The 22,066-nt window shown below is 69.9% G+C and carries 14 protein-coding genes; 6 read left to right on the forward strand and 8 right to left on the reverse strand.

All coding sequences use genetic code 11. From position 1 onward, the window contains the following. Positions 1–43: 43 nt before the first annotated feature. From PM1_RS24475 to recC, 5 genes are all read right to left on the reverse strand, one after another. Entirely contained in the window at positions 44–1,243 is a 1,200-nt protein-coding gene (locus PM1_RS24475) for an EAL domain-containing response regulator (RefSeq protein WP_009618012.1), read from the reverse strand. Further along, a complete protein-coding gene (locus tag PM1_RS24480) occupies positions 1,240–4,053 on the reverse strand; it encodes an ATP-binding protein (RefSeq protein WP_009618011.1) in 2,814 nt (937 codons plus the stop codon). The genes PM1_RS24475 and PM1_RS24480 overlap by 4 nt, the downstream gene beginning before the upstream one ends. Positions 4,054–4,136: 83 nt before the next feature. Continuing rightward, entirely contained in the window at positions 4,137–6,179 is a 2,043-nt protein-coding gene (recD, locus tag PM1_RS24485; RefSeq protein ID WP_009618010.1) for an exodeoxyribonuclease V subunit alpha, read from the reverse strand. Then, positions 6,176–9,856 carry an exodeoxyribonuclease V subunit beta gene (gene recB / locus PM1_RS24490; protein WP_009618009.1) on the reverse strand — a complete coding sequence of 1,227 codons (3,681 nt, stop codon included), beginning with the start codon at positions 9,854–9,856 and terminating at the stop codon, positions 6,176–6,178. The genes recD and recB overlap by 4 nt, the downstream gene beginning before the upstream one ends. Next, positions 9,853–13,341: an exodeoxyribonuclease V subunit gamma gene (gene recC / locus PM1_RS24495; protein WP_009618008.1), complete on the reverse strand. Its 3,489-nt coding sequence runs from the start codon at positions 13,339–13,341 to the stop codon at positions 9,853–9,855. Before recC ends, recB begins: the two co-directional genes overlap by 4 nt. Before the next feature lie 1,116 nt (positions 13,342–14,457). Between recC and PM1_RS24500 the strand changes: the two genes are divergently transcribed. After that, entirely contained in the window at positions 14,458–15,597 is a 1,140-nt protein-coding gene (locus PM1_RS24500; RefSeq protein WP_009618007.1) for an HPP family protein, read from the forward strand. Here PM1_RS24500 and PM1_RS24505 read toward each other — a convergent pair. Both PM1_RS24505 and PM1_RS24510 read right to left on the reverse strand, forming a co-directional pair. Further along, a complete protein-coding gene (locus tag PM1_RS24505; RefSeq protein WP_009618006.1) occupies positions 15,594–16,457 on the reverse strand; it encodes a LysR family transcriptional regulator in 864 nt (287 codons plus the stop codon). The two genes, PM1_RS24500 and PM1_RS24505, sit on opposite strands and share 4 nt — an antisense overlap. A 31-nt stretch (positions 16,458–16,488) precedes the next feature. Next, entirely contained in the window at positions 16,489–17,691 is a 1,203-nt protein-coding gene (locus tag PM1_RS24510; RefSeq protein WP_174407155.1) for an MFS transporter, read from the reverse strand. Positions 17,692–17,837: 146 nt separating this feature from the next. Here PM1_RS24510 and PM1_RS24515 point away from each other — a divergent pair, with 146 nt between their 5' ends. The 3 genes from PM1_RS24515 to PM1_RS31175 all read left to right on the forward strand — a co-directional run bounded on the left by PM1_RS24515 (position 17,838) and on the right by PM1_RS31175 (position 19,290). Continuing rightward, on the forward strand, positions 17,838–18,068 hold the full coding sequence (locus tag PM1_RS24515; RefSeq protein ID WP_009618004.1) for a DUF2789 domain-containing protein: 231 nt from the start codon (positions 17,838–17,840) through the stop codon (positions 18,066–18,068). A 70-nt stretch (positions 18,069–18,138) separates the two neighbouring features. After that, positions 18,139–19,038, forward strand: a complete 900-nt coding sequence (locus PM1_RS24520) for a pseudouridine synthase (protein ID WP_009618003.1) — start codon at positions 18,139–18,141, stop codon at positions 19,036–19,038. Positions 19,039–19,155: 117 nt separating this feature from the next. Beyond that, complete coding sequence (locus PM1_RS31175) at positions 19,156–19,290, forward strand: hypothetical protein (RefSeq protein WP_009618002.1); 135 nt, start codon at positions 19,156–19,158, stop codon at positions 19,288–19,290. A 396-nt stretch (positions 19,291–19,686) separates the two neighbouring features. Here the strand turns inward: PM1_RS31175 and PM1_RS24525 are convergent, their stop codons facing one another. After that, on the reverse strand, positions 19,687–19,989 hold the full coding sequence (locus tag PM1_RS24525; protein WP_009618000.1) for a PsiF family protein: 303 nt from the start codon (positions 19,987–19,989) through the stop codon (positions 19,687–19,689). A gap of 174 nt (positions 19,990–20,163) precedes the next feature. On the opposite strand from PM1_RS24525, the gene PM1_RS24530 reads away from it, so the two are divergent. Further along, on the forward strand, positions 20,164–20,388 hold the full coding sequence (locus tag PM1_RS24530) for a hypothetical protein (protein ID WP_009617998.1): 225 nt from the start codon (positions 20,164–20,166) through the stop codon (positions 20,386–20,388). Positions 20,389–20,551: 163 nt separating this feature from the next. Next, positions 20,552–22,021 carry an inorganic phosphate transporter gene (locus PM1_RS24535; protein ID WP_009617996.1) on the forward strand — a complete coding sequence of 490 codons (1,470 nt, stop codon included), beginning with the start codon at positions 20,552–20,554 and terminating at the stop codon, positions 22,019–22,021. Positions 22,022–22,066 lie beyond the last annotated feature (45 nt).

The following is a 22,066-nucleotide window of genomic DNA, read 5'->3' on the forward strand; positions in this document are numbered from 1 at the left end:
CGCTGACTGTAGATGCCCGCGACCGATTCCGCGACAGCCGGCGCTAGCCACCGGCGCTTGGCCCGTCCTCTTGCAACTGCTGCTCGAATACGCGGGCGGTGACCGCCTCGGAAATCAGGAAGCCTTGCACCCGGTCGCAACCCAGGCGGCGCAGCAGGCTCAACTCCTCCCAGGTCTCCACGCCCTCGGCGACCACGTCCAGGCGTAGCTGGCGGCCCAGTTCGATGCTGCTTGCCACGGCGGCGGCCAGATCGCTGTCCTCCACGCAGCCATGCACCAGGGAGCGGTCGATCTTCAGCTCGGTGAAGGGTGTCGAGACCAGGTTGTACAGCGAACTGTAGCCTTGCCCAAAGTCGTCCTGGGCCAGGCCGAAGCCCTTCATGCGCAGGCGGCAGGCTCCGGCGTAGTAGTTGCCCGGCAATGTCGTGGCACTGTTCTCGGTCAGCTCGAAGCACAGCGAACCGGGGTTGGCACCATGATCGCCAACGAATTCGCCGAGGCGATCCGGCAGGTCCGGGATGTCCAGCAACTGGGTCGGCAGGTTCACCGACACCGGCACTTCGTAGCCCGACTCACGCCACAGCGTCTGGGCCCGCAGGGTCTGCTCGAGCATGTGCCAGAGCAGCGTTTCCTGCAGGCCATGGGCCTCGATGTCGGCCATGAAACAACCTGGCAGAAGTAGCCCCTGCTGTGGATGCAGCCAGCGTACCAGTGCCTCGGCACCAACGATGCGCCCCGTGTGCAGGGACTTCTTGGCCTGGAACCAGGCCTGCAGTTGATCTTTGTCCAGTGCTTCGGACAGAGCTGAACGGCCGCTGCGGCCGACTCCGACGTGGGACTCCACCCCCTGCCGCAGGCGTTTATCCAGGCGCGCCAGCAGGCGGCCGATGGCGCTGGGCAGAGCCGGCTTGGGCAGCAAATCGATCACCGACAGGCCAAGGCTCTGCGCCACCAGGCTGGCGCTGACCATCATGCGTCGCGAAGTCGAGCTCATCAGCGCCAGTTGCGGGCGATGCTCCAGGCGCGACAGTTGCTGAATCATCTGCACGCCGTCCATACCCGGCATCATCAGGTCGCTGAGCATCAGATCGAACTCCTCCCGCTCCAGCCAACGCAGGGCGTCTGCTCCATCGCCGGCGCCCACCAGGTATTCCACGCCTCGCTCACGGAACAGGTTGAGCAGATACTCGCGCTGGAACGGCTGGTCCTCGACCACCAGCACCCGATAGGATTGCGTGCTCATAACTCCACCTCGAGCGCCGCCACCAGGCAGCGCTGCAGCGAGTCCAGGTCCACCGGCTTGAGCAGGCAATCACTCATGCCGGCGGCCATGCAACGCTCGCGTTCCTCGCGCATGGCATTGGCGGTGGCGCCGATGATCGGCTGCTGGCAGCCACGTCGACGCAGTTCGGCAGCCAGTTGGTAGCCGTTCAAGCGCGGCATGTTGATGTCGGTGAGCACCGCGTCGAAACGTTCCGGGCGCCAGCGCTGCAGCGCCTCCTGACCGTCGGAGGCCAGTTCCACCACGCAGCCGAGCGCCTCCAACTGATCCTTGAGGATCAACTGGTTGATCACGTTGTCCTCGGCAACCAGCACACGAATACCCAGGTCGCGCACCGGTTTGGCCGGTCCCTGGCAGGCGACGGCGCTGCTTACGCAGCCCTGAGCCAGACCCAGGGCACGGCGCAACCCATCCAGGCTGTTGAGCCCCACCAGCCAGTCGCAGCCTTGCAGGCGCGGCTCGACATAACCCTCCACGGAGAGGATCACCCGGCAGCCGGGCCACTGCGGCACCGACGCCTGAGGAGCCTCCGGCAACTGCACCTCCACCAGCAGGGTGCGCTCGTCCGCCTCGGCCAGCACCTCGGGTACGGCGACCCGGGCCCGCCCGCCCCAGCGTGCGATCCAGCCACACAGGCTGTCCGCCAACTCACGCACCGGGGCCAATACTTGCACCGCGCAACCGACCAGTTCCTGGGTCTCGGTGGGCGCGGCGATACGCTCCAACGGCAGGCCGAGGCTGAAGCTGCTACCCAGGCCCGGCTCGCTGACCAGCTTCAGGCTGCCGTTCATCAGTTGCGTCAGGCGCTGGCAGATCGACAGGCCCAGGCCCGTGCCGCCAACCTGGTGCACCGAACGGCGCACCTGGTAGAAAGGCTCGAACAGGCGGGCCTGCTCCTCGGTGCCGATTCCCGAGCCGGTATCGGTGACCTGCCAGGTCAGCATCATGCGCTCGGCATCCGCTGCGCCAGCCTTCACCCGCACTACGATACGTCCGCTATCGGTGAACTTCACCGCATTGCTCAGCAGGTTGTTGAGGACCTGCCGGATGCACGCGGCGTCGCCACGCATCCGCGCCGGCAGCTCCGGGTCAAGGCAGGCGTATATCTGCAGGCCCTTGGCCTGGGCCGCGGCGGCAAAGGACTGAACCGCGTCCTCGGTCAGTTCCACCGGGGAAAACTCCACCGGCTCCAGGTCCAATTGCCCGGCTTCGATCTTGGATACGTCGAGCACATCGCTGATCAATTGCAGCAGGGTCGACGAGGAGCGCTGGATAGCCTGCAGATAGCCGGTCTGCTGCAGGTCCAGCTCGGTACGGCCGAGCAGTTCGAGCGTACCGAGCACCCCGTACAGGGGCGTGCGGATCTCATGGCTCATGGTGGCCAGGAACAACGTCTTGGCCTCGTTGGCAGCATCGGCCAGCTGCTTGGCACGGGCCAGCTCCGCCTCGGTCTGCTTGCGCGCGCTGATGTCGCTGAAGGCACAGAACAGTACGTCTTCGCCCTTGTAGCGAGTGGTCGCGTAGCAGAGGTAAAGATGCAACCCGGCCTCGGTCTCGATCTCCTCCCCGGTCGCCTCGCCAGACCCGGCGAAAGCACGGGAAATCCAGCGCGGCCCCTCGCGGGCGATCACCCGGCCATCACCCAGCCACTGCTTCGCCTGCGGATTCTCCAGCACCACCGCGGCATCGACACGGCGCAGCACGCACAAGGCCACAGGCGCCGTCTGGATCACCGCGCGGGAGAAGGCCTCGCTCTCCTTCAGTGCCTCGAGGCGCTGCTGCGCCGGCCGGATCAGCCGCTGGTCGATACGCCGCCCCAGCCGGTACAGCAACATGCCGACGCTCAGCGCCAGGCTGAAAGCCAGCACCAGAGGCAACCACAACGCCACGAGCAACTGCCCGATGCCCAGGTAATAGACCAGCATCCAGTTCGAGGCGCCCAGGTGCTTGAGCAGCACCATGCGCTGCGGTAGCGGGCCGTAGCCGGTGATGTCGAAGCTGTCGCCATCCCAGAGCGTGCGAAGGGCATCGACCTGGGTGCTCCCGGCGTCGCTGGCGAAAACGACCTGATGTCGCCGGTCGAGAAGCAGGTACTCGCCGGCACCCGCCCCATGCAACACCGCGTCGAGGTCGTCACCACGGATCTCCAGCCCCAGCCAGCCGGCATCATGGCCGTCGCCCAGGGGCTCGAACAGGAACAACCGGCGCTCGCTGTCCTCGGCGTCTGCCAGCCAGTGCACGCGCACCGCCGGCGCCGTCGACGACGCCTGGCGTAGCGCTTCGAGCACTGCCACGGGCAATGGCGATTCGGGCATGCCGGTAGGGATCAGGCGGTCGACCACCGGGCGCGCGCCAGCCTCGACGACGTACAGCAGCCCCAGGCGCTTGTCCTGCAGCTCGGCGAGGTCGCGGGCGGAAAGCAGCAGCCCCTGGCCGGCATTCAACGACAGGATCGTCGGCACGTGTTCCTGCCCGCGGCTCAGGGCCTCGCCGACCAACGTCCTGCCCACCGATACGGGCATCACGTTGCGGCTGAGATGGTCAATCAACGACTCACGATGGCTCAGGTACAGCTGGGCCTCGTACATGGCGGCGTTCATGGTGCGGCGCCTGAGCGACACTTCGTGGTTGAACGCCATGCTCAAGGCGAACGCCAGGCTGCACAGCAGGCAGAACATCAATGCGCAACTGAGCATGCGCAGTAGCTTGCGCGCAGCGCTGGGCGTGGAGAAACCGGCATCGAGCGGCTGTAGGAATTGCTTGAGTTTCATGCCGCCAGCATGTAGGCATGGCGCCACCCCCTCTATCAGACGATTCTAATTGTGACGTCCAGCACATATAACGAAAGCAGCCCTCAGCCCTCCAGCAACCCGCTGGCCCGCTGCACCCGCCGCTCGATGGCCGCCTCCAGCACCCACTGGCCGCGCCCGGCGCTGGCCAGGCTGAACCAGCTGCGCGCGCGGGTGATGCCGGTGTAGACCAGCTCGCGGGTGAGGATGGGGTTGAGCGCGTCGGGCAGCACCAGGGCGGCGTGGGTGAACTCCGAGCCCTGGGACTTGTGCACGGTCATGGCGAACACCGTTTCCACCGCCTGCAGGCGGCTGGGCAGCACCCACTTGATGCCGCCGCGGCCGTCGGCGAAGGCCACGCGCAGCGGCCATTTGCGCTCGCCACCCTCCTCCCGGGGCAGCGCCAGGGTGATGCCGATGTCGCCGTTCATCAGGCCCAGGCCGTAGTCGTTGCGCGTGACCAGCAGCGGGCGGCCGAGGTACCAGGCGCCGCTGTGGGGCTGGATCAGCCCCTCGTCCTGCAGCAGGTCGGCGATGCGCAGGTTCAGCCCGTCCACGCCCCAGGGGCCGCGGCGCAGGGCGCAGAGCACCTGGAACTGGCCGTGGGCGGCGAGCACGCGCCCGGCCCAGGCGTCGAAGTCGGCCTGGGCGGCGTCCGGCGCCGGGCGGGTGTCGCGCAGCACCTGCAGGTAGTGGCGGTAGCCCTGGGGCGGGGCCACATCCGGGCGGGCGGCGGCATCGAGGAAATAACGGCCGCCGCCTTCCACCACCAGTTCGCGCAGGCCGCGGTCGTCGCGGGCGTCCAGGGCCAGGCGCGCCAGGTCGGCGTAGCCCCGTTCCCAGACCGCGCGCATGGCCGCCACGTCGCCGGCGTTGACCGCCTCGGCGAGCTGGCCGATGCCGCTGGCGGAACTGAAGCGGTGGCTGTGGCGGAGCATGGCCACGGCCTGGTCGAGGGGCTGGCCGTGGGCGTCGAGCAGATCATCGTCGACCTGCTCGCCGCTGACCGCCTGCAGCCAGTCGCGGGTCGCCGCGCGGTAGTGGCCCTCGCGGGCGCGGCTGCACAGCTCGCCGAGCACCGCGCCGGCCTCCACCGAGGCCAGTTGGTCCTTGTCGCCGAGCAGGATCAGCCGCGCCTTGTCCGGCAGCGCGCCGAGCAGCGCGGCCATCATTTCCAGGTCGACCATGGAGGCTTCGTCCACCACCAGCAGGTCCAGCGCCAGCGGGTTGCCGGGATGGTGGCGGAACTGGCGGCTGTCCGGGCGGCTGCCGAGCAGGCGGTGCAGGGTGGTGACTTCCTTGGGCACCTGCTGGCGTATCTGCTCGCCGTTGGCGAAGGCGCCGAGGTCCAGGCGGTCCACGGCGTTGGCGATGGATTCGTTGAGCCGCGCCGCCGCCTTGCCGGTGGGCGCCGCCAGGCGGATGCGCAGCGGCCGCCCGCCCTCGCCGCCCAGGGCCAGGCTCTGCAGCAGCGCCAACAGGCGCACCACTGTGGTGGTCTTGCCGGTGCCGGGGCCGCCGGTGACGATGCCGAAGGCGTTGCCGGCGGCCAGGGCGCAGGCCAGTTTCTGCCAGTCCGCCGGGGCGCCGGGGCGTTTCGGGAAGAGCGCGTCCAGGGCCTGGCGCAGGGCATCCACCGGCAATGCCGCGCGCAGGGCTTCGCCGCGGGCCAGGCGCTGGTCGATGCCGGCGCGCACCTCGCGTTCGTACTGCCAGTAGCGACGCAGGTACAGGCGCGAACCGGCCAGCACCAGCGGCGTGGCGCCGGGGCCCTCGCCCACCAGGCGCTGGTCGGCCAGGGCGGCCTGCCAGGCGGCCAGGTCGAGGCCGTCGAGCAGTTCGCCGGGCAGCGTCAGCGGCGTGCCTTCCAGTTCGCCGTCCGGCGGCAGCGACAGGGCGAAGCGGCTGTCGGCGAGGGTCGCGGCCAGGTCCAGGCACACGTGGCCGCGGCCCAGCTGGTGGCTGGCCAGGGCGGCGGCGAGGATCAGCAGCGGCTCGGCGTCGGGCGCCTGTTCCACCAGGAAGGCCGCGAAGGCGCGGTCCAGCTCGCGCAGCCAGCCGCGTTCGGCCCATTGGCCGAGCAGTTCCAGCAGTTGCTCGCGGGTCATGCCGGCACCTCCTCGGCGTGCTGGCTGAACAGCGCTTCCAGCGCCTGCATCAGCGCCTTGGGCGGGCATTCGTGGAATACGCCGAGCTCGCCGCCGCGCAGGAACAGGTAGAGCGCGCCGCCCACGTGGCGGTCATAGTCGTAGTCCGCCAGGCGCGCCTTGAGCAGGCGGTGCAGGGCGAACAGGTAGAGCGCGTACTGCAGGTCGTAGCGGTGCTCCAGCACCGCCGCGCGCAGGGCCGGCGCGGTGTAGGCGGCGGCGTCGGGGCCGAGCCAGTTGGATTTGTAGTCGGCCACGTAGTAGCGCCCCTCGTGTTCGAAGACCAGGTCGATGAAGCCCTTGAGCATGCCGCCCAGCTGCGTCGGCTGCAGCGCCGGGCGCGCCTCGCCGGGCAGCACGTGGGCGCGCACGGCGGCGTCGAGGCGGGTGCTGTCGGTGGGTTTCACGGCGAACCAGAACTCCATTTCCTTCTGGTAGCTGGCCAGCGCCGCCAGTTGCACCGGCGCCGCGCCGGGCACCGCCAGTTCGGCCTGGAGGAAGGCCGGCAGCCACTGCGCCAGGGGCTCGATCCAGGCTTCCCAGCCGCGCAGCTGGCAGCGCCGGGCGATCAGGTCGCGCAGCGCCTCGGGTTGCTCCGCCACGGCGGCGAAGCCCTCGTCGGCGGCCCATTCCAGCAGGCCATGGAGGAAGCTGCCGGGGTTGGGCCCGCGCGGGAAGGCGTGCAGGCTGCCGGCGGCCGGCGCGGCCTGGGCCAGTTCCGCCGCAGCGCTGTCGGCGTCGCCTTCGCGCAGGGTGGCCTCTTCGGCGCTGATGGGTTCGCTGGCAGGCGCCGGGGCGTCGCCTTCGGCGTCCAGGGTGGCCAAGGCGGAATAGCTGGCGATCCACCATTTCTCCGCCACCCGTCGCTGCGGCTCGCGGGCCTGGCCGAGCTGGCCGGCGCGGGCCTCGTCGTAGGCCGTGGCGTCCACCGCCGGAACCGGTTCGATGCGAATGCCGGGGCAGCCGCCGCCCAGGGCCTGCAGGCTGCCGGCGAAGCCGTCCAGGGCGATGGCCGCGCCGCCGCCGAGCAGGTAGCCGAAGGCGCCCTTGTGCAGCTCGGGGTTCTTCGCGTTGCCCGCCACCAGCGGCGCCACGCCCAGCCACAGGGCGTGGCGGGCGCGGGTCAGGGCCACGTAGAGCAGGCGCATGTCCTCGCCCAGGCGTTCGTCGTTGGCCAGGCGGTAGGCCGCCTCGGCCAGGTCCTTGCCGCGCGCCAGTTCGATCACCTTGCCGTCCTCGCCCTGGAAGCTGGGCGGCGTCTGGCTCTTGCCGTCCAGCTCCTTCCAGCTGCAGATGAACGGCAGCAGCACCAGCGGGTATTCCAGGCCCTTGGACTTGTGGATGGTCACCACCTTGATCAGGTCGGCGTCGCTTTCCAGACGGAGGATTTCCTCGCTCGACGGGCTGGCCAGCTGCTCGGCCAGCACCCGCAGCAGGGCATGCTCGCCGTCCAGCTCGGCGGCCTCGCGCTGCAGCCATTCGGCCAGGTGCAGCAGGTTGGTCAGGCTGCGCTCGCCGTCGGCGCGCCGCAGCAGCCGCGCCGGCAGTTCGAAGTCGGCCAGCAGCCGGCGCAGCATGGGCAGCACGCCCTGCTGCTGCCACTGGCTGCGGTAGTCGCGGAAGCGCATGAGCATGCCTTCCCAGAACTGTTCGTCCTGGTTCAGCCGCTCCAGGGTCTGCCAGCCCAGGCCCAGGGTGCGGGTGGCCAGGGCGCTGCGCAGCAGGGCGTCGTTGCCCGGCTCGGCGCAGGCGCGCAGCCAGTGCAGCAGGTCGCCGGCCTCGGGGCTGTCGAACACCGAGTCGCGGTCGGACAGGTAGACGCTGGCCAGGCGCCGCGCCGCCAGTTCCGCGCGCACCGCCTCGGCCTCGCTGCGCCCGCGCACCAGGATGGCGATGTCCGCCGGGCGCAGCGCGCGGCCCGTGCCATCGGCCTTGTACAGCCCGGCGCGGCCCTGCTGGGCCAGGCTCAGCCAGTGGCGGATGGCGCTGGCGGCGCCGGCGGCCATCTGCTCGCGGTAGAGCCGGCTGCCGACCACCTGGCCGTCGTTCTCCAGTTGCCAGAGAGTCAGCGCCGCGGCTTCCTCGCCGTCGATCAGCAGGCGTTCGTCGCGGCCCTTGGCGGCCACCGCCTGGAACGGCACCGGGTTGTCGCCCTGCGCGGCGAAGCGGAAGGCGCCGCGCTCATGGCCCTCGGCGAAGGCGAAGCAGTGGTTCACCGCCTCCACCACGGCGAGGGTCGAGCGGTAGTTGGTGCCCAGGGTGTAGTGGCGCCCGGCGGTGGCGGCGCGGGCGCGCAGGTAGGTGTGGATGTCGGCGCCGCGGAAGGCGTAGATCGCCTGCTTGGGGTCGCCGATCATGAACAGGCCGCAATCCCTGGGGTTGTCGGCGATGCGGTAGATGCGCTCGAAGATGCGGTACTGCAGCGGGTCGGTGTCCTGGAATTCGTCGATCAGCGCCACCGGGAACTGCAGGCGGATGCGCTCGGCCAGGTGCTCGCCGCCGGGGCCGGCCAGGGCGCGGTCCAGGCGCGCCAGCAGGTCGTCGAAGCCCAGTTCGGCGCGGCGCTGCTTCTCCGCCTCCAGGGCGCGGCTGACTTCGCCCAGGGCGTGCAGCAGCAGTTGCGGGGCGATGTCCGGCTGCTGCTCGGCGGCCTCCAGCCAGGCATCGATGGCCTGGAACGCGGCATGCTCGGGCACCTGCGTCTTGGCCTTCACCTTGATCCGCGTCTGGCCGAAGCGGTGGAGGTTTTCCGGCGCTTCGCCGCCCAGGCTCCAGGCTTCCAGTGCCTGCAGCCAGCCTTCGAACACGGCGTCGTCGTCCTTGTTGCGGTAGCTGTTGCCGTTGAGCTGCGGGCGCAGGTCGATCAGCAGTTGGCGCAGGCCCTGGGCGTCGGCGGCCCAGGCGGCGCGGGCCTGCTGCTCCAGTTCGTCCAGGCGCGCGTAGAAGGCGCCGGTTTCCTCCAGCAGCTCGCGCAGCGAGCCGGGCGCGCTCAGCGGCTGGTCGGCATAGCGGAAGCCGGCTTCCTGCTGCGCCAGCAAGGGCTGCAGCAGGCGCGCCAGGGCCTCGGGGCCGCCCTTGTAGATGTCGCCGACCACCTTCGCCGCCGGCGCCGGCAGCGGGTAGAAGTTGCGCCGCCAGTAGTCGCGCACCACTTCGGCGAGCAGTTCGCTCTGGTCGGTGATCAGGTCCTGGGTGAACAGGCTGCCGCTGTCGAAGGCGTGCTCGCGGAGCATGCGGTAGCACCAGCTGTGGATGGTCGACACGGCGGCCTCGTCCATCCATTCGGCGGCCAGGCGCAGCAGGCGCGCGCAGCCGGGCCAGCGCTGCTCCGGGTAGCTGGCGCGCAGCTCGACCAGCAGCGCGTCGTGCTGCAGCGCTGGCTCGGCGAAGCAGGCGGCGGCCTCGCCCAGGCGCGCGCGGATGCGTTCGCGCAGCTCCTGGGTGGCGGCGTCGGTGAAGGTCACCACGAGGATTTCCGGCGGGCTCAGCGGCCGGCCGAAGGCCAGTTCGCCGCCATGGTCGAGCACCAGGCGCAGGTACAGCAGGGCGATGGTGAAGGTCTTGCCGGTGCCGGCGCTGGCCTCGATCAGGCGGCTGCCGTGCAGGGGGAATTCCAGGGCGCGCAGTTCGCGGCTCATTGGCCTTGCTCCTCGTCGTCGCGGCGTTGCAGCAGCTGGTACAGCGGGCCGTAGAGGTTCTCGGCCCAGCTGGCGAATTCGCCGCTGGCGTTGAGGCTGGCGAAGTCCGGGTAGACCCGCGCCAGGGCCGGCGAGGCAGCCGCCTCGCCGCTGCTGCCGAAGCCGCCGTCGTAGCGCTTGGCCGCCTCGCTGGCGGCGCGGGCTTCGTCACCGCCGGCACCCAGCCAGGCGAAGGCCGCCTTGCAGGCCACCGGCAATGGCCGGCGCAGGCCTTCGAGCCAGGCGGTGATCAGCGCGTCCAGGTGGCCACGGGCGATGTCCGCGGACAGCGGCGGCAGCTCCAGGGTGCCGGTCTGGCTGACCAGCAGACTGCGCACCGGCGCGCCGCACAGTTGCAAGCCCAGGTGACGCACCCAGTGGCGCACCAGGCTGTGCCACTTGTAGCCGCGGCCTTCGTGCAGCTTGCCGCTGACCAGCTGCACGCTGGCCCACTGGCCCTCGGCGTTACGCCGCAGGCCGCCGAGCCAGTCGCCCAGTTCCACGCCGCTGGCCGCGTGGCTGTGGATAAGCTCGCGCTGGCCTTCCTCGGCCTCGCTCCAGTGCTCCAGTTCCTCGCGGTAGCGCGTCAGCAGTTCGCCCAGCGGCGCGCTCAGCTGGCGGGCGCTGAAGGCGCCAAAGGCCGCCAGCGGCAGGCGCCCCTCGCCGCGCAGGCGCGCCAGCTGCCCCTCGATGCGGCCGGGCAGTTCGCCGTCGGCCCAGTGCTGCTCGATCCACGGGCGCAGGCGCTCGCACAGTTCGAACTGCAGCTGCCAGACCTGCAGGCCGTCGAGGGCGAAGGTTTCCTCGTCGTGGCCGGTCAGGTCTTCCTCGGCGAAGCGCACCTTCAGGCGCTGCTGGAAGAAGGCGTTGACCGGGCTGGCGAGGAAGTCGGCGAGCACGCGCAGGCCGATGGGCGCGTCCGGCAGCAGTTCGGGCAGCGGCGCCTCGGCCTGTTCCGCCGGCTCGTCGTCGCGGTGCACCTCGCGCCATTCGCGGGCGTAGGTGTAGAAGCCGTCGACGCCCTCGCCCCGGCCTTCGAAGTAGCGGCGGCTGAAGGGTTGCAGCGGGTGTTCGGTGGTCAGCGCGTGGAGCAGCGCCTTGCCGTCGCCGGGCTGGCCGGCCAGCGACCAGCCGGCCGCCAGGTGGTCGCGCAGCTGGCCGATCAGCACCGAGGGCGGGCGCTCGCTGTTGTCGCGGATGCTGCGGCCCACCCAGCTGACGTACAGCTGGTCGCGCGCCGAGAGCACGGCTTCGAGCAGCAGGTAGCGGTCGTCCTCGCGCCGCGAGCGGTCGCCGGGGCGGTAGTCGTTGCGCATCAGGTCGAAGTCCAGCGGCGGCTGCTGGCGCGGGTAGTCGCCGTCGTTCATGCCCAGCAGGCAGACCACGCGGAAGGGAATGGCGCGCATCGGCATCAGCGTGCAGAAGCTCACCGCGCCGGCCAAGAAGCGCTGGTTCAGGCCGCCGGCGTCGAGGCCGCCGAGCCAGGCCTCGCGCACCACCGACAGCGGCAGCGGTTCGCCGAAGGCGGCGCGCCCGCAGGTTTCCAGCCAGCGTTCGAGCAGTTGCAGCAGTTGCTGGCGCAGCAGTTCGTCGTGCTCGTCGCGGGTCAGGAAGAAGTCGTCGAGCAGTTGGCGCAGGCGCTCGCGCCAGACCTCGGGCGGCGCCGGCTCGGCCAGGCGCTCACAGGCCTCGGCCAGGCGTTGCAGCAGGCCGGCCAGGGGGCCGAGCACGGCGGCGTCCAGGCCGCCGATCTCAGCGTAGGGCTGGATGCCCTGGAAGGCCTCGCCCTCGCCCACCGCAAAGCCCAGCAGCATGCGCCGCAGGCCGAAGCGCCAGGTGTTGGCCTCTTCGGCGGCGGGCAGACCGAGGTCTTCGCGCTGCCCGCCGTCCAGGCCCCAGCGCACCCCGGCGCCGTCGATCCAGCGTTGCAGCAGCGGCAGGTCGGCCTCGCCGATGCCGAAGCGCGCGCGCAGGGCGCCGACGTCCAGCAGGTCGAGGATCTCGCTCACCGCGAAGCGGCTGTCGGGCAGTTGCAGCAGGTGTTCCAGGGCCACCAGCAGCGGCTCGCGGCCACGCTGGCCCTGGTCGGCCAGGGTGAAGGGGATGAAGCGCCGGTCGTCGCGCCCGAGCTGGCCGAACACCGCCTGGATGTGCGGCGCGTAGGCGTCGATGTCGGGGACCATGACGATGACGTCGCGCGGGCGCAGCGTAGGGTCGGCGTCGAAGCGCGCCAGCAGTTGGTCGTGCAGCACCTCCACCTCGCGCTGGGCGCTGTGGGCCAGGTGGAAGCGGATGGAGCGGTCCCGCGCCGGCTCCAGCGCCGGCCATTGCGCGCGGGTCTCGGCCAGCGGGCGCAGTTCGAGGATGTCGTCCTGCAACTGGCCGAGCAGGTGCGCCGGCGACTCCTCGCTGAACAGGTCGATGCGCCCGCCGCTGACCTCGCCGAAGCGGCTGCGGTAGCTCTCGGGGTTGTCGTACTGGTCGAGCAGGTTGATGTAGTCGCGGCCCTGCTTGCCCCAGGCGGCCAGCAGCGGCTGGGCGTACTGGTGCTGGAGGTCGTCGTCCAGTTGCAGCGGCACGCCGGGGCGGCGCTGCTGGCGGCGGTACTCGTGGCGCAGCAGGTCCTTGTCGGCGACGATGTCGGCCCAGTGGTGGCGGCAGGGGTTGTGCACGCACAGCAGCACCTGGGCCACCTGCGCCAGCGCGGCCAGGGCTTCCACCGTCTGCGCCGGCATGGCGGAGATGCCGAACACCACCACCCGGCGCGGCAGGCCCTTGGGCGGCGCGCCTTCGCGCAGGCGTTCGAGGAAGCGCCGGTGCACGCCGGCGCGGCTGCCGGCCAGGCCGTCCTCGCCTACTTCGGCTAGCAGGGCGCGCCACAGCTCGGCCTGCCAGCGTTCGTCGTCGTTCAGCGGGCGGAGGTTGCCGCCGGCGGTGCGCAGCTGGTCGCGGTGCTCGCTCCAGTCCTCCAGCCAGTCGGCGCGGTACACCTGGTACTGGTCGAACAGGTCGGCCAGGCGCTCGGCCAACTGGTAGCGCTTGCGCAGGTCGGCGTCGTCGGCGAGGAAGCGGCGCAGGGCCTGGAACTCCTCGCGCGCCAGGAGGGTCGGCAGCAGGCGCATCAGGCGCCAGGTGAGCGGCGCCTTGTCCAGCACCGAGACTTCCGGCACCTGGTCCTTGCCCAGCGCGCCGCGGTAGGCGCGCCAGAGGAACTGCGCGGGCAGCTGCACGTCCAGCGCCGCGGTGATGCCGCAGCCGCCGTCGGCGACGTCGCGGCCCAGGGCCAGTTTCAGCCACTGGGCGATGCCGTTGCTCTGCACCAGGATGGTTTCGCTTTCCAGCGGCGCCAGCGGGTAGCGCGCCATCCAGGCCACCAGCAGGTCGCGCAGCGCCTCGGGGTGGTTGCCGTGGATGACCATCAGGCCGGGGCTCAGGGCTTCGCTCATCGTTTCTCCAGGTTTGCCGGGGGGCCCGGCAATTTGAGCAGAAGCCGGGGTGGGGTGGGAGGGTTTTCCCAAGATGGGGGATTGTATCGGGGTGGGGCGACGTTCTGTGTCGTGAAGCGCGTGCTTTGGCTGGGCCAGGCGTAGGGCGCATAACGCCTACGGCGTTATCCGCCGTTTGACCTCGATCCCAGGCGCGCTTCGGGTTGGGCCACGGGGCACTTGCTTCCGGGCACTCCGAACTCGACCGCGAAGCCGGGCATGAGCTGGGTGAAACGGCGGATAACCGCGAACGGTTATTCGCCCTACGCCAAGGCTGGGGCAGGTGTAGGGTGCATAACGCCTACGGCGTTATCCGCCGTTTGACCTCGATCCCAGGCGCGCTTCGGGTTGGGCCACGAAGCACCTGCTTCCAGGCACTCCGAGCTCGACCGCGAAGCCGGGCATAAGCTCTGTGAAACGGCGGATAACCGCGAACGGTTATTCGCCCTACGCCAAGGCTGGGCCAGGCGTAGGGCGCATAACGCCTACGGCGTTATCCGCCGCTTGACCTCGATCCCAGGCGCTTCGGGTTGGGCCACGGAGCACTTGCTTCCAGGCACTCCGAGCTCGACCGCGAAGCCGGGCATGAGCTGGGTGAAACGGCGGATAACCGCGAACGGTTATTCGCCCTACGCCAAGGCTGGGGCAGGTGTAGGGCGCATAACGCCTACGGCGTTATCCGCCGTTTGACCTCGATCCCAGGCGCGCTTCGGGTCGGGCCACGGATCACCTGCTTCCGGGCACTCCGGGCTCGACCGCGAAGCCGGCCCTACACAGCTGGACCTCCTACGCCGAGACGCTGGAGGCGTTCAAGGCCTTCCCGCCGGTGTGAGGCCCGCGCGGGCGAGCCCACACTTCAACAATATTGCACTCAAACAGCAATAACATTCATTGGATATGGATCGTCACGCTGTCTAGGATGGCCGTCGGCCTCGCCCCTGCGACAGAACGCCGCTCGACCAACCATAAGGAAGCGCCCGCCCGACCGGCCCCAGGCCGGAATCGTGATGCGCGGTGCCTGCGTGACATGCATCCATTGACTGCCCCCCTTCCCGGCGCCTCCCGCGAGGTGCCGCGATGAAAGCCGCTGCCTTCGGTTCCTGGCTGCACCGCCTGGCGCCCTGCGCCGGCCCCTCGTCCAACCGCGACTGGCTGCGCGCCGTGCTCGGCTGCGGGTTCGCCCTGGGCCTGTGCATGCCCTTGTGCGCCTGGCTGTTCGGCGTCGACACCATGCTGCGCATCGGCCCGCCGCTGGCCGCCTCCGCCCTGCTGGCCATCGCCGTGCCGTCCAGCCCGCTGGCGCAGCCCTGGTCGCTGCTGGGCGGCAACCTGGTGGCCGCGCTGGTGGGCCTGCTGCTCGGCCACTGGCTCGGTCACAGCTGGCCGCAGGCGTCGCTGTCCATGGTGGTGGCGGTGTTGCTGATGCTCGGCCTGCGCTGCCTGCACCCGCCGAGCACGGCCATGGCCTTCAGCCTGGCCGTGGGCGGGCCGCTGGTGGACCAGCATCTGCTGCACCTGCTGCTGCCGGTGGGCGTGGCCTCGCTGGCGCTGATCGGCGTGGCCCTGGTCTACAACAACCTCACCCGCGCGCCCTACCCGCGCAAGCTCGCCGTCCCGGCCAGCAACCCGCACCTGACCGCCGACCCGCTGCCCGGCGAGCGCCTGGGCCTGCACGCCGACGACCTGGAAAGCGCCCTGGCCAGCGCCGGCGGCTTCGTCGACGTGACGCCCGAGGACCTCGAACGCCTGCTGCTAGCCGCCGAGAAGCACGCCAGCGAACGCCTGCTGGGCGGCATCCGCGCGCGCGACATCATGTCCCGCGATATCCGCTCGGTCAGCCCGGACGCGCGCATCGAGGAGGCCTGGGGCCTGCTCGACAAGCACCACCTCAAGGCCCTGCCGGTGCTCGACCGCGGCCACCTGGTGGGCATCCTCACCTTGAGCGACCTGTTCCGCGGTCAGCGCCGCCTGCGCTCGCCCTTCGGCCAGCGCGTCGGCAACCTGATGACGCACCGCGTGCAATCGCTGCGCGAGGACGCCCAGCTGCCGGAGCTGATCCAGCTGCTCTCCGACCAGGGCCGCCACTGCCTGCCGGTGGTCGACGGCGCCGGCCGGCTGGTCGGCATGCTCAGCCAGACCGACCTGATCGCCGCCTTCCGCCACCTCTGGCTGCAGCCGCAGGTGCAGGCCGAGCGCGCCCTGCAGGTGGCGGTCTAGGCCTCGTAGTCCCAGCGCTGCGACCAGTCGATGTCCCCGGCCACCAGCTCGCGGAGGATGGCCAGGGCGTTCTGCAGCGCCGGCGAGTCCTTCTCGCGGGAATACACCAGGTAGGTCGGGTAGATGAACTCCGGCGCCAGCGGCACCCGCTCCAGCACCCCTGCCTTCAGGTAGCTGTGCACCACCCGCGTGCGGAAGTAGCCGCTGCCGCCGCATTGCAGCAGGTGCTGCAGGGCCAGCGGGCCGAGGCTGAAGCTGGTGGCGGCGTGGGCCCGGTCGGGCAGCGCGGCGTCGTGCTGGCGGCGGAATTCCTCGCCCCAGTCGATGTAGATGTAGGGCTCCGGTTGCTGCGTCGAGCGCACCAGGATCAGCTTCTCCTCCAGCAACTGCTCCACCTGCATGCCCGGCCAGTAGTCCGGGCGGTAGACCAGCGCGGCGTCGAGCACGCCCAGCTCCAGCTGCTTCTGCAGGCGCTCGCCGCTGCCGATCTCGGCGTGCAGGGCCAGGGCCGGCATGCGCTGGCGCAGGCGCACCGTCCAGGCGAGCATCAGCGGGTTGCTCAGGCTCAGCTCGCCGCCGATGTTGAGCACCTCGCGGTAGCCCGCCGGCAGCGGCAGGTCGCGGCGCGCCGCGTCCCAGGTCTGCACCAGTTGGTTGGCGTAGCCGAGGAAGCGCTCGCCGTCATCGGTCAGCCGGGCGCCGGCGCGGCTGCGCTGGAACAGCCGGCAGCCCAGCTGCGTCTCGAGGTTGTGCACCCGCGCGGTGACCGTGGTCTGGGTCACGTGCAGGCGCTGCGCGGCGGCGACGAAGCTGCCGCCACGGGCGATTTCCAGGAAGGTGCGCGCCAGTTCGATGTCCATGGGAAGCGGTCACGGCGGGGGATGCCGCAGTCTAGTCGAAGTCCAGTTCCTCATGGCGCTGGCGGGTGAAGCGCAGCAGCCAGAGGCAGATGAGGAAGCCGCAGGCGGCCAGCAGCGCGGCCACCAGGAAGATGCTGGCGTAGTCCGAGTGCGCGGCCACCGCGCCCATCAGCGGGCCGGCCAGGCCCAGGGCCAGGTCGAAGAACAGCGCGTAGGCGCCCAGCGCCGAACTGCGGCTGGCGGCGGGGATGCGCAGCACCGCCTCGACGCCCAGCGCCGGGTACACCAGCGACAGCCCGGCGCCGGTCAGCGCCGTGCCGAGCAGGGCGAAGGCCGGGCTCGGCGCCTGCCACAACAGCAGCAGGCCGGCGCTTTCCACCAGCAGGCAGAGCACCGCCACGTTGAAGCCGCCGAAGCGGTTGATGGTCCAGGACAGCAGCAGCCGCGCGCCGACGAAGCTGATGCCGAACAGGCTCAGGCACCAGGCCGGGTCGGCCCAGCCGCGGCTGCCGTAGTAGAGGGTGATGAAGGTGGCCAGGCTGCCGAAGCCGATGGAACCCAGGGCCACGCACATACCGTAGGGCAGCACCCGGCCAAGCACGGTGAAGAAGGCCATGCGCGTGCCGGCGATGATCGGCGCCGGCGCCTTGCCACGGGCCAGCAGCAGGCCCAGGCCGGCCAGCGCCAGGATGCCGGCGCCCAGGCTCCACAGCCCCAGCTGCGCGGCCATGCCCACGCCCAGCGGCGCGCCCAGGGCGATGCCGCCGTAGCAGACGATGCCGTTCCAGGAGATCACCCGCGCGGTGTTCTGCGCACCGACCCGGGCGATGCCCCAGCTCGCCGTGCCGATGCCCATCAGGCCCTGGGCGAAGCCGATCAGCAGGCGGCTGCCCAGCAGCAGCGCCAGGCTCATCCAGGCCAGCGCCTGCAGGCTGGTGGCCAGCAGCACCAGCGCCCCGCCGCCGGCCAGGCTGAGCAGGCCGTAGATCACCGCGCGCTTGGCCCCCAGGGTGTCGGTCAGGCGCCCGGCCAGCGGCCGCGAGGCGAGGGTCGCCAGGTACTGCGCGCCGATCACCAGGCCGGCGGTGGTGGCGTCGAAGCCCAGGTCATGGTGGACGAAGCCGGGCAGCACCGGCAGCAGGAAGCCGATGCACAGGAACAGCAGGAAGGTGAAACCGACGATCGAGACGATCTGCAGGGTGACGGCGTGCGGACGCTGCTCGGGAGAGCTCATGAACGGGCCTGGCGCGAGGGGATGTCAGGGACTGCGCCATCATTGCCCGATGCCGGGAAAATTGAAAGCCACCTATCGATTCCGCGGCCGACCGGCCCGCGCCGAACGCCTATAGTTGATGCACGACCGACCACAGGAGGCCCGCCATGGACACCACACCCCACACCTTCGCCGAACTGTTCAAGCAACTGGGCCTGCCCAGCGGCCGCCAGGAGATCGACGCCTTCCTCGCCGCGCACCGCCTGCCCGCGGACCAGGCCCTGGCCGACGCGCCCTTCTGGAACGAGGCCCAGGCGGCCTTCATCCGCGAGGCCCTGGAAGAGGACTCGGACTGGGCCGAGGAAGTCGACGAACTGGCCGCGCGGCTGTCCCACTGAGCGCCGGGCGGCCTTTGACGGCGACTCCCATCTGCGGCCTAATGCACGCCCCCGACCGCCACCGCCGACCATGTCCGAGAAGCCGTTTTCCGCCGCCCAGCACCGCGCCAGCACCCTGCACCTGCCGGCCGGGCCCTGGTCGACGGTGCTCGACTGCCTGTGCGCGCGCTTCCCGGCGATCCCCCGCCAGACTTGGCTGCAGCGCCTGGCCCGCGGCCGCGTGCTGGACGCCGAGGGCAAGCCGCTGGACGCCAGCACACCGCACCGCGAGGGCCTGCGCGTGCACTACTTCCGCGAGGTGGAGGCGGAAACGCCGATCCCCTTCGAAGAACGCATCCTGCACGTCGACGAGCACCTGGTGGTGGCCGACAAGCCGCACTTCCTGCCGGTGACGCCCTCCGGCCAGTACGTCGAACAGACCCTGCTGGCGCGCCTGGCTCGGCGCCTGGACAACCCGCTGCTGGTGCCGCTGCACCGCATCGACCGGCCCACCGCCGGGCTGGTGCTGTTCTCCGCCAACCCGGCCAGCCGCGCGGCCTACCAGGCGCTGTTCCGCGAGCGGCGCATGCACAAGCGCTACGAGGCCATCGCCCCGCCGCTGCCGCAGTTGGACTTCCCCCATGTGCGGCGCAGTCGCCTGGTGGACGGCGAGCCCTTCATCCTCATGCGCGAGGCCGAGGGCGCGATCAACAGCGAAACCCGCATCGAGGTGCTGGAGCGCCGCGAGCACTGGTGGCGCTACGCGCTCTACCCGGTGAGCGGCAAGCGCCACCAGCTGCGCGTGCACATGGCCGCCCTGGGGGCGGCGCTGCGCAACGATCCGCTTTATCCACAGCTGCTGCCGGAAGAGCAGCGGCGCAGCGACGACTATTCCCGCCCGCTGCAGTTGCTGGCCCGGCACCTGGCCTTCGACGACCCGCTGACGGGCCGGCCGCGGCAGTTCGACAGCCAGTTACAGCTGGACTGGTGAGCCGGGTCTTTCATCGATTTCATCAATAGTCGAAAGCAGGAAGTTCCATTTCCGTTGATGGTGGCCGTTGCGTTTTCATAGCTCCGTCCTCCACTGACGGAACGCAAGGAGCCCGCCATGAGCTATACCGCGAAGTCCTTCTCGGCGCTGGTCAACGCCCTGCGCGCCAATGGCATCACCCGCCCGGAGCAGATGGCCCGGCAGCCCTTCCGCAACGCCCAGGGCTACTGGTCGGCGGAGGTGAAGGCATGAACATGAACGCACGGCATGCTCTTCAATCGCCGCTGGGCGAGGATGGGTCGGTGTTGTTCTATCTGCTGGCGGTGGCCTGGTTGTTGTGTTCGGGGGTTTGAACGAGTGGGCCTTGGCCTCTCGCACCGCCCACCTCGCTATTGCGAACGCGGAACACGGTTCCATCGCGGACAGAGTCCTACCTCTCCGACAAACACAATGCCCCGTAGGATGGGTTGAGCGAAGCGATACCCATCATCACGACCGCATGGGTTTCGCCAAAGCTCAACCCACCCTACGAAGAGCGCCAGTTGCTTCTATGGCCCCAGGGAAGCATGGGCGTAGGAGCGGACCTTGTCCGCGATCGGGTTCACCGGCCACGCCGGACGCCCCGGTCGCACCTGCGCTCCGCCCCCGCTATTTCTTCAGGCACCCACTCATGAACGTCTTGCGCTCATCGCCCTTCAGCGCCTTGGCCGCGGCGTCCTTGTTGCACTGGGCCATCTTCTCCTGCTGCGGCGTCAGCTTCTTGCCGGTATCGCCGCCGCCGGCTTTCAGGCAGCTGCTCATGAAGGTCTTGCGCTCATCACCTTTCAGCGACTTGGCGGTGGCGTCGGCGTTGCAGGTCTTCATCTTTTCCTGCTGGGCGGTGTTGGCGGCGAAACCCTGCACCGAGAACAACAGCGCGCACAGCAGCAGGGGAAGGCGGAGCTTGATCATGGAGCGGTCTCCTCGAATGTTGATCGCTTCCTGAGCGTAGCCTGCTGTTACATTTGTGCGAGCCCACCCGCGTGCCCCGGTCACGGCTGACAGCGCCCCGCCAGCGGTTATAATCGCGCCTGCTATGCTTTCCCCGCATATCCCCCCATCAGCCACACGCCATCAGGAACACAGGTGACGAAAGACGAACTGCGCGCCGAACTGGAGCGCCAGGAACAGCGTTACAAGGATGTCTATGGCGGCGAGGTCACCCTCTACGCCGCCCAGCCCGACCCCGACAAGAAGCCCTGGCGCAAGCGCCCGACCGTGCAGGACAAGGCCTTCGACCGGGAACTGGAGAAGATGCAGACCGACCTGCAGAAGGCCCAGCAACGCCAGGCCGAACAGGACGCGAACTGAGCCGCGACGGCCCCCCGAAAACGTTGCAGCGCATTGCCCGCAGCGCTGCAAGCCCCGTGCGACCGGGTGTCGCTGGATTCCGAGAATCGCTTCAGGTTTCAGACGACATCCTATCGCTTCTGGCATAATCGCCGCCCCGTCACCGACCGGTCACAGAAACTTCATGTTCGATCTCTTCAGCGGACTCGACCTCTGGGTAGGCATCAGCCTGGTGCTGGCGCTGGGCTTCGTCCTGGCCTTCGAGTTCATCAACGGCTTCCATGACACCGCCAACGCGGTGGCCACGGTGATCTACACCAAGGCCATGTCGCCCTACCGCGCGGTCATCCTCTCCGGCATCTTCAACTTCCTCGGCGTGCTGCTCGGTGGCGTCGGCGTGGCCTATGCCATCGTGCACCTGCTACCGGTGGAACTGCTGATCAACGTCAACAGCGGCCACGGCCTGGCCATGGTGTTCTCGCTGCTGGCCGCGGCCATCGCCTGGAACCTGGGCACCTGGTACTTCGGCATCCCCGCCTCCAGTTCGCACACCCTGATCGGCTCGATCCTCGGCGTGGGCCTGGCCAACGCCGTCATCACCGGTGTGCCGCTGGCCGACGGGGTGAACTGGCAGAAGGCGATCGACATCGCCATGTCGCTGATCTTCTCGCCGCTGGCCGGCTTCATCGTCGCGGCCCTGGTGCTGATCGGCCTGAAGTGGATGTACCCGCTGTCGAAGATGCACAAGACCCCGGAAACCCGCCGCGAAGTCGACGAGAAGAAGCACCCGCCGTTCTGGAACCGCCTGGTGCTGGTGCTCTCGGCCATGACCGTGAGCTTCGTCCACGGCTCCAACGACGGCCAGAAGGGCATCGGCCTGATCATGCTGGTGCTGATCGGCATCGTCCCCGCCAAGTTCGTCCTCGACCTCAATAGCACCACCTACCAGATCGAACGCACCCGCGACGCCGCCATCCACCTCAGCCAGTTCTACCAGCGCCACACCGACGTGCTCGGCGACATGCTCGCCCTGGGCAAGGGCGCCGACGGCGAGATGCCCGAGCTGTACCGCTGCGAAGCGAAGCAGACCGAATCCACCCTCAAGGGCCTGCTGAGCGACATCAAGGGCATCTCCAGCTACAACGAGCTGTCCGCCGACAGCCGCGTGCAGGTGCGCCGCTACCTGCTGTGCCTGGACGACACCGCGAAGAAGGTCGGCAAGCTCGACAGCCTGCCGGCGCGCGAGAAGGCCGACCTGGAGAAGCTGCGCAAGGACCTGACCAGCACCACCGAATACGCGCCCTTCTGGGTGATCATCGCGGTGGCCCTGGCCCTGGGCGTGGGCACCATGGTCGGCTGGAAGCGCGTGGTGCTCACCGTCGGCGAGAAGATCGGCAAGCAGGGCATGACCTACGCCCAGGGCATCAGCGCCCAGCTCACCGCCACCGCGGCGATCGGCATGGCCAACCTCTACAGCCTGCCGGTGTCCACCACCCACGTGCTGTCCTCGGGCGTGGCCGGCACCATGGTCGCCAACCGCAGTGGCCTGCAGGGCGGCACCGTGCGCAACATCCTGATGGCCTGGATCCTCACCCTGCCCACCTCCATGGCCCTGGCCGCCGGCCTGTTCTGGCTGGCCTCGCGCTTCTACTGACGGCCCCACCGACGCCTGCCCCGCGCAGGCGTCGCCTGGCCATCC

Source organism: Pseudomonas sp. M1, from assembly GCF_022760135.1.
GTDB lineage: Bacteria > Pseudomonadota > Gammaproteobacteria > Pseudomonadales > Pseudomonadaceae > Pseudomonas > Pseudomonas citronellolis.

Bases quoted from the DNA above. Each gene is read 5' to 3' on its own strand.
- PM1_RS24475 (WP_009618012.1), bottom strand. From the start codon at position 1,243: ATGAGCACGCAATCCTATCGGGTGCTGGTGGTCGAGGACCAGCCGTTC.
- PM1_RS24480 (WP_009618011.1), bottom strand. From the start codon at position 4,053: ATGAAACTCAAGCAATTCCTACAGCCGCTCGATGCCGGTTTCTCCACG.
- recD (WP_009618010.1), bottom strand. From the start codon at position 6,179: ATGACCCGCGAGCAACTGCTGGAACTGCTCGGCCAATGGGCCGAACGC.
- recB (WP_009618009.1), bottom strand. From the start codon at position 9,856: ATGAGCCGCGAACTGCGCGCCCTGGAATTCCCCCTGCACGGCAGCCGC.
- recC (WP_009618008.1), bottom strand. From the start codon at position 13,341: ATGAGCGAAGCCCTGAGCCCCGGCCTGATGGTCATCCACGGCAACCAC.
- PM1_RS24500 (WP_009618007.1), top strand. From the start codon at position 14,458: ATGAAAGCCGCTGCCTTCGGTTCCTGGCTGCACCGCCTGGCGCCCTGC.
- PM1_RS24505 (WP_009618006.1), bottom strand. From the start codon at position 16,457: ATGGACATCGAACTGGCGCGCACCTTCCTGGAAATCGCCCGTGGCGGC.
- PM1_RS24510 (WP_174407155.1), bottom strand. From the start codon at position 17,691: ATGAGCTCTCCCGAGCAGCGTCCGCACGCCGTCACCCTGCAGATCGTC.
- PM1_RS24515 (WP_009618004.1), top strand. From the start codon at position 17,838: ATGGACACCACACCCCACACCTTCGCCGAACTGTTCAAGCAACTGGGC.
- PM1_RS24520 (WP_009618003.1), top strand. From the start codon at position 18,139: ATGTCCGAGAAGCCGTTTTCCGCCGCCCAGCACCGCGCCAGCACCCTG.
- PM1_RS31175 (WP_009618002.1), top strand. From the start codon at position 19,156: ATGAGCTATACCGCGAAGTCCTTCTCGGCGCTGGTCAACGCCCTGCGC.
- PM1_RS24525 (WP_009618000.1), bottom strand. From the start codon at position 19,989: ATGATCAAGCTCCGCCTTCCCCTGCTGCTGTGCGCGCTGTTGTTCTCG.
- PM1_RS24535 (WP_009617996.1), top strand. From the start codon at position 20,552: ATGTTCGATCTCTTCAGCGGACTCGACCTCTGGGTAGGCATCAGCCTG.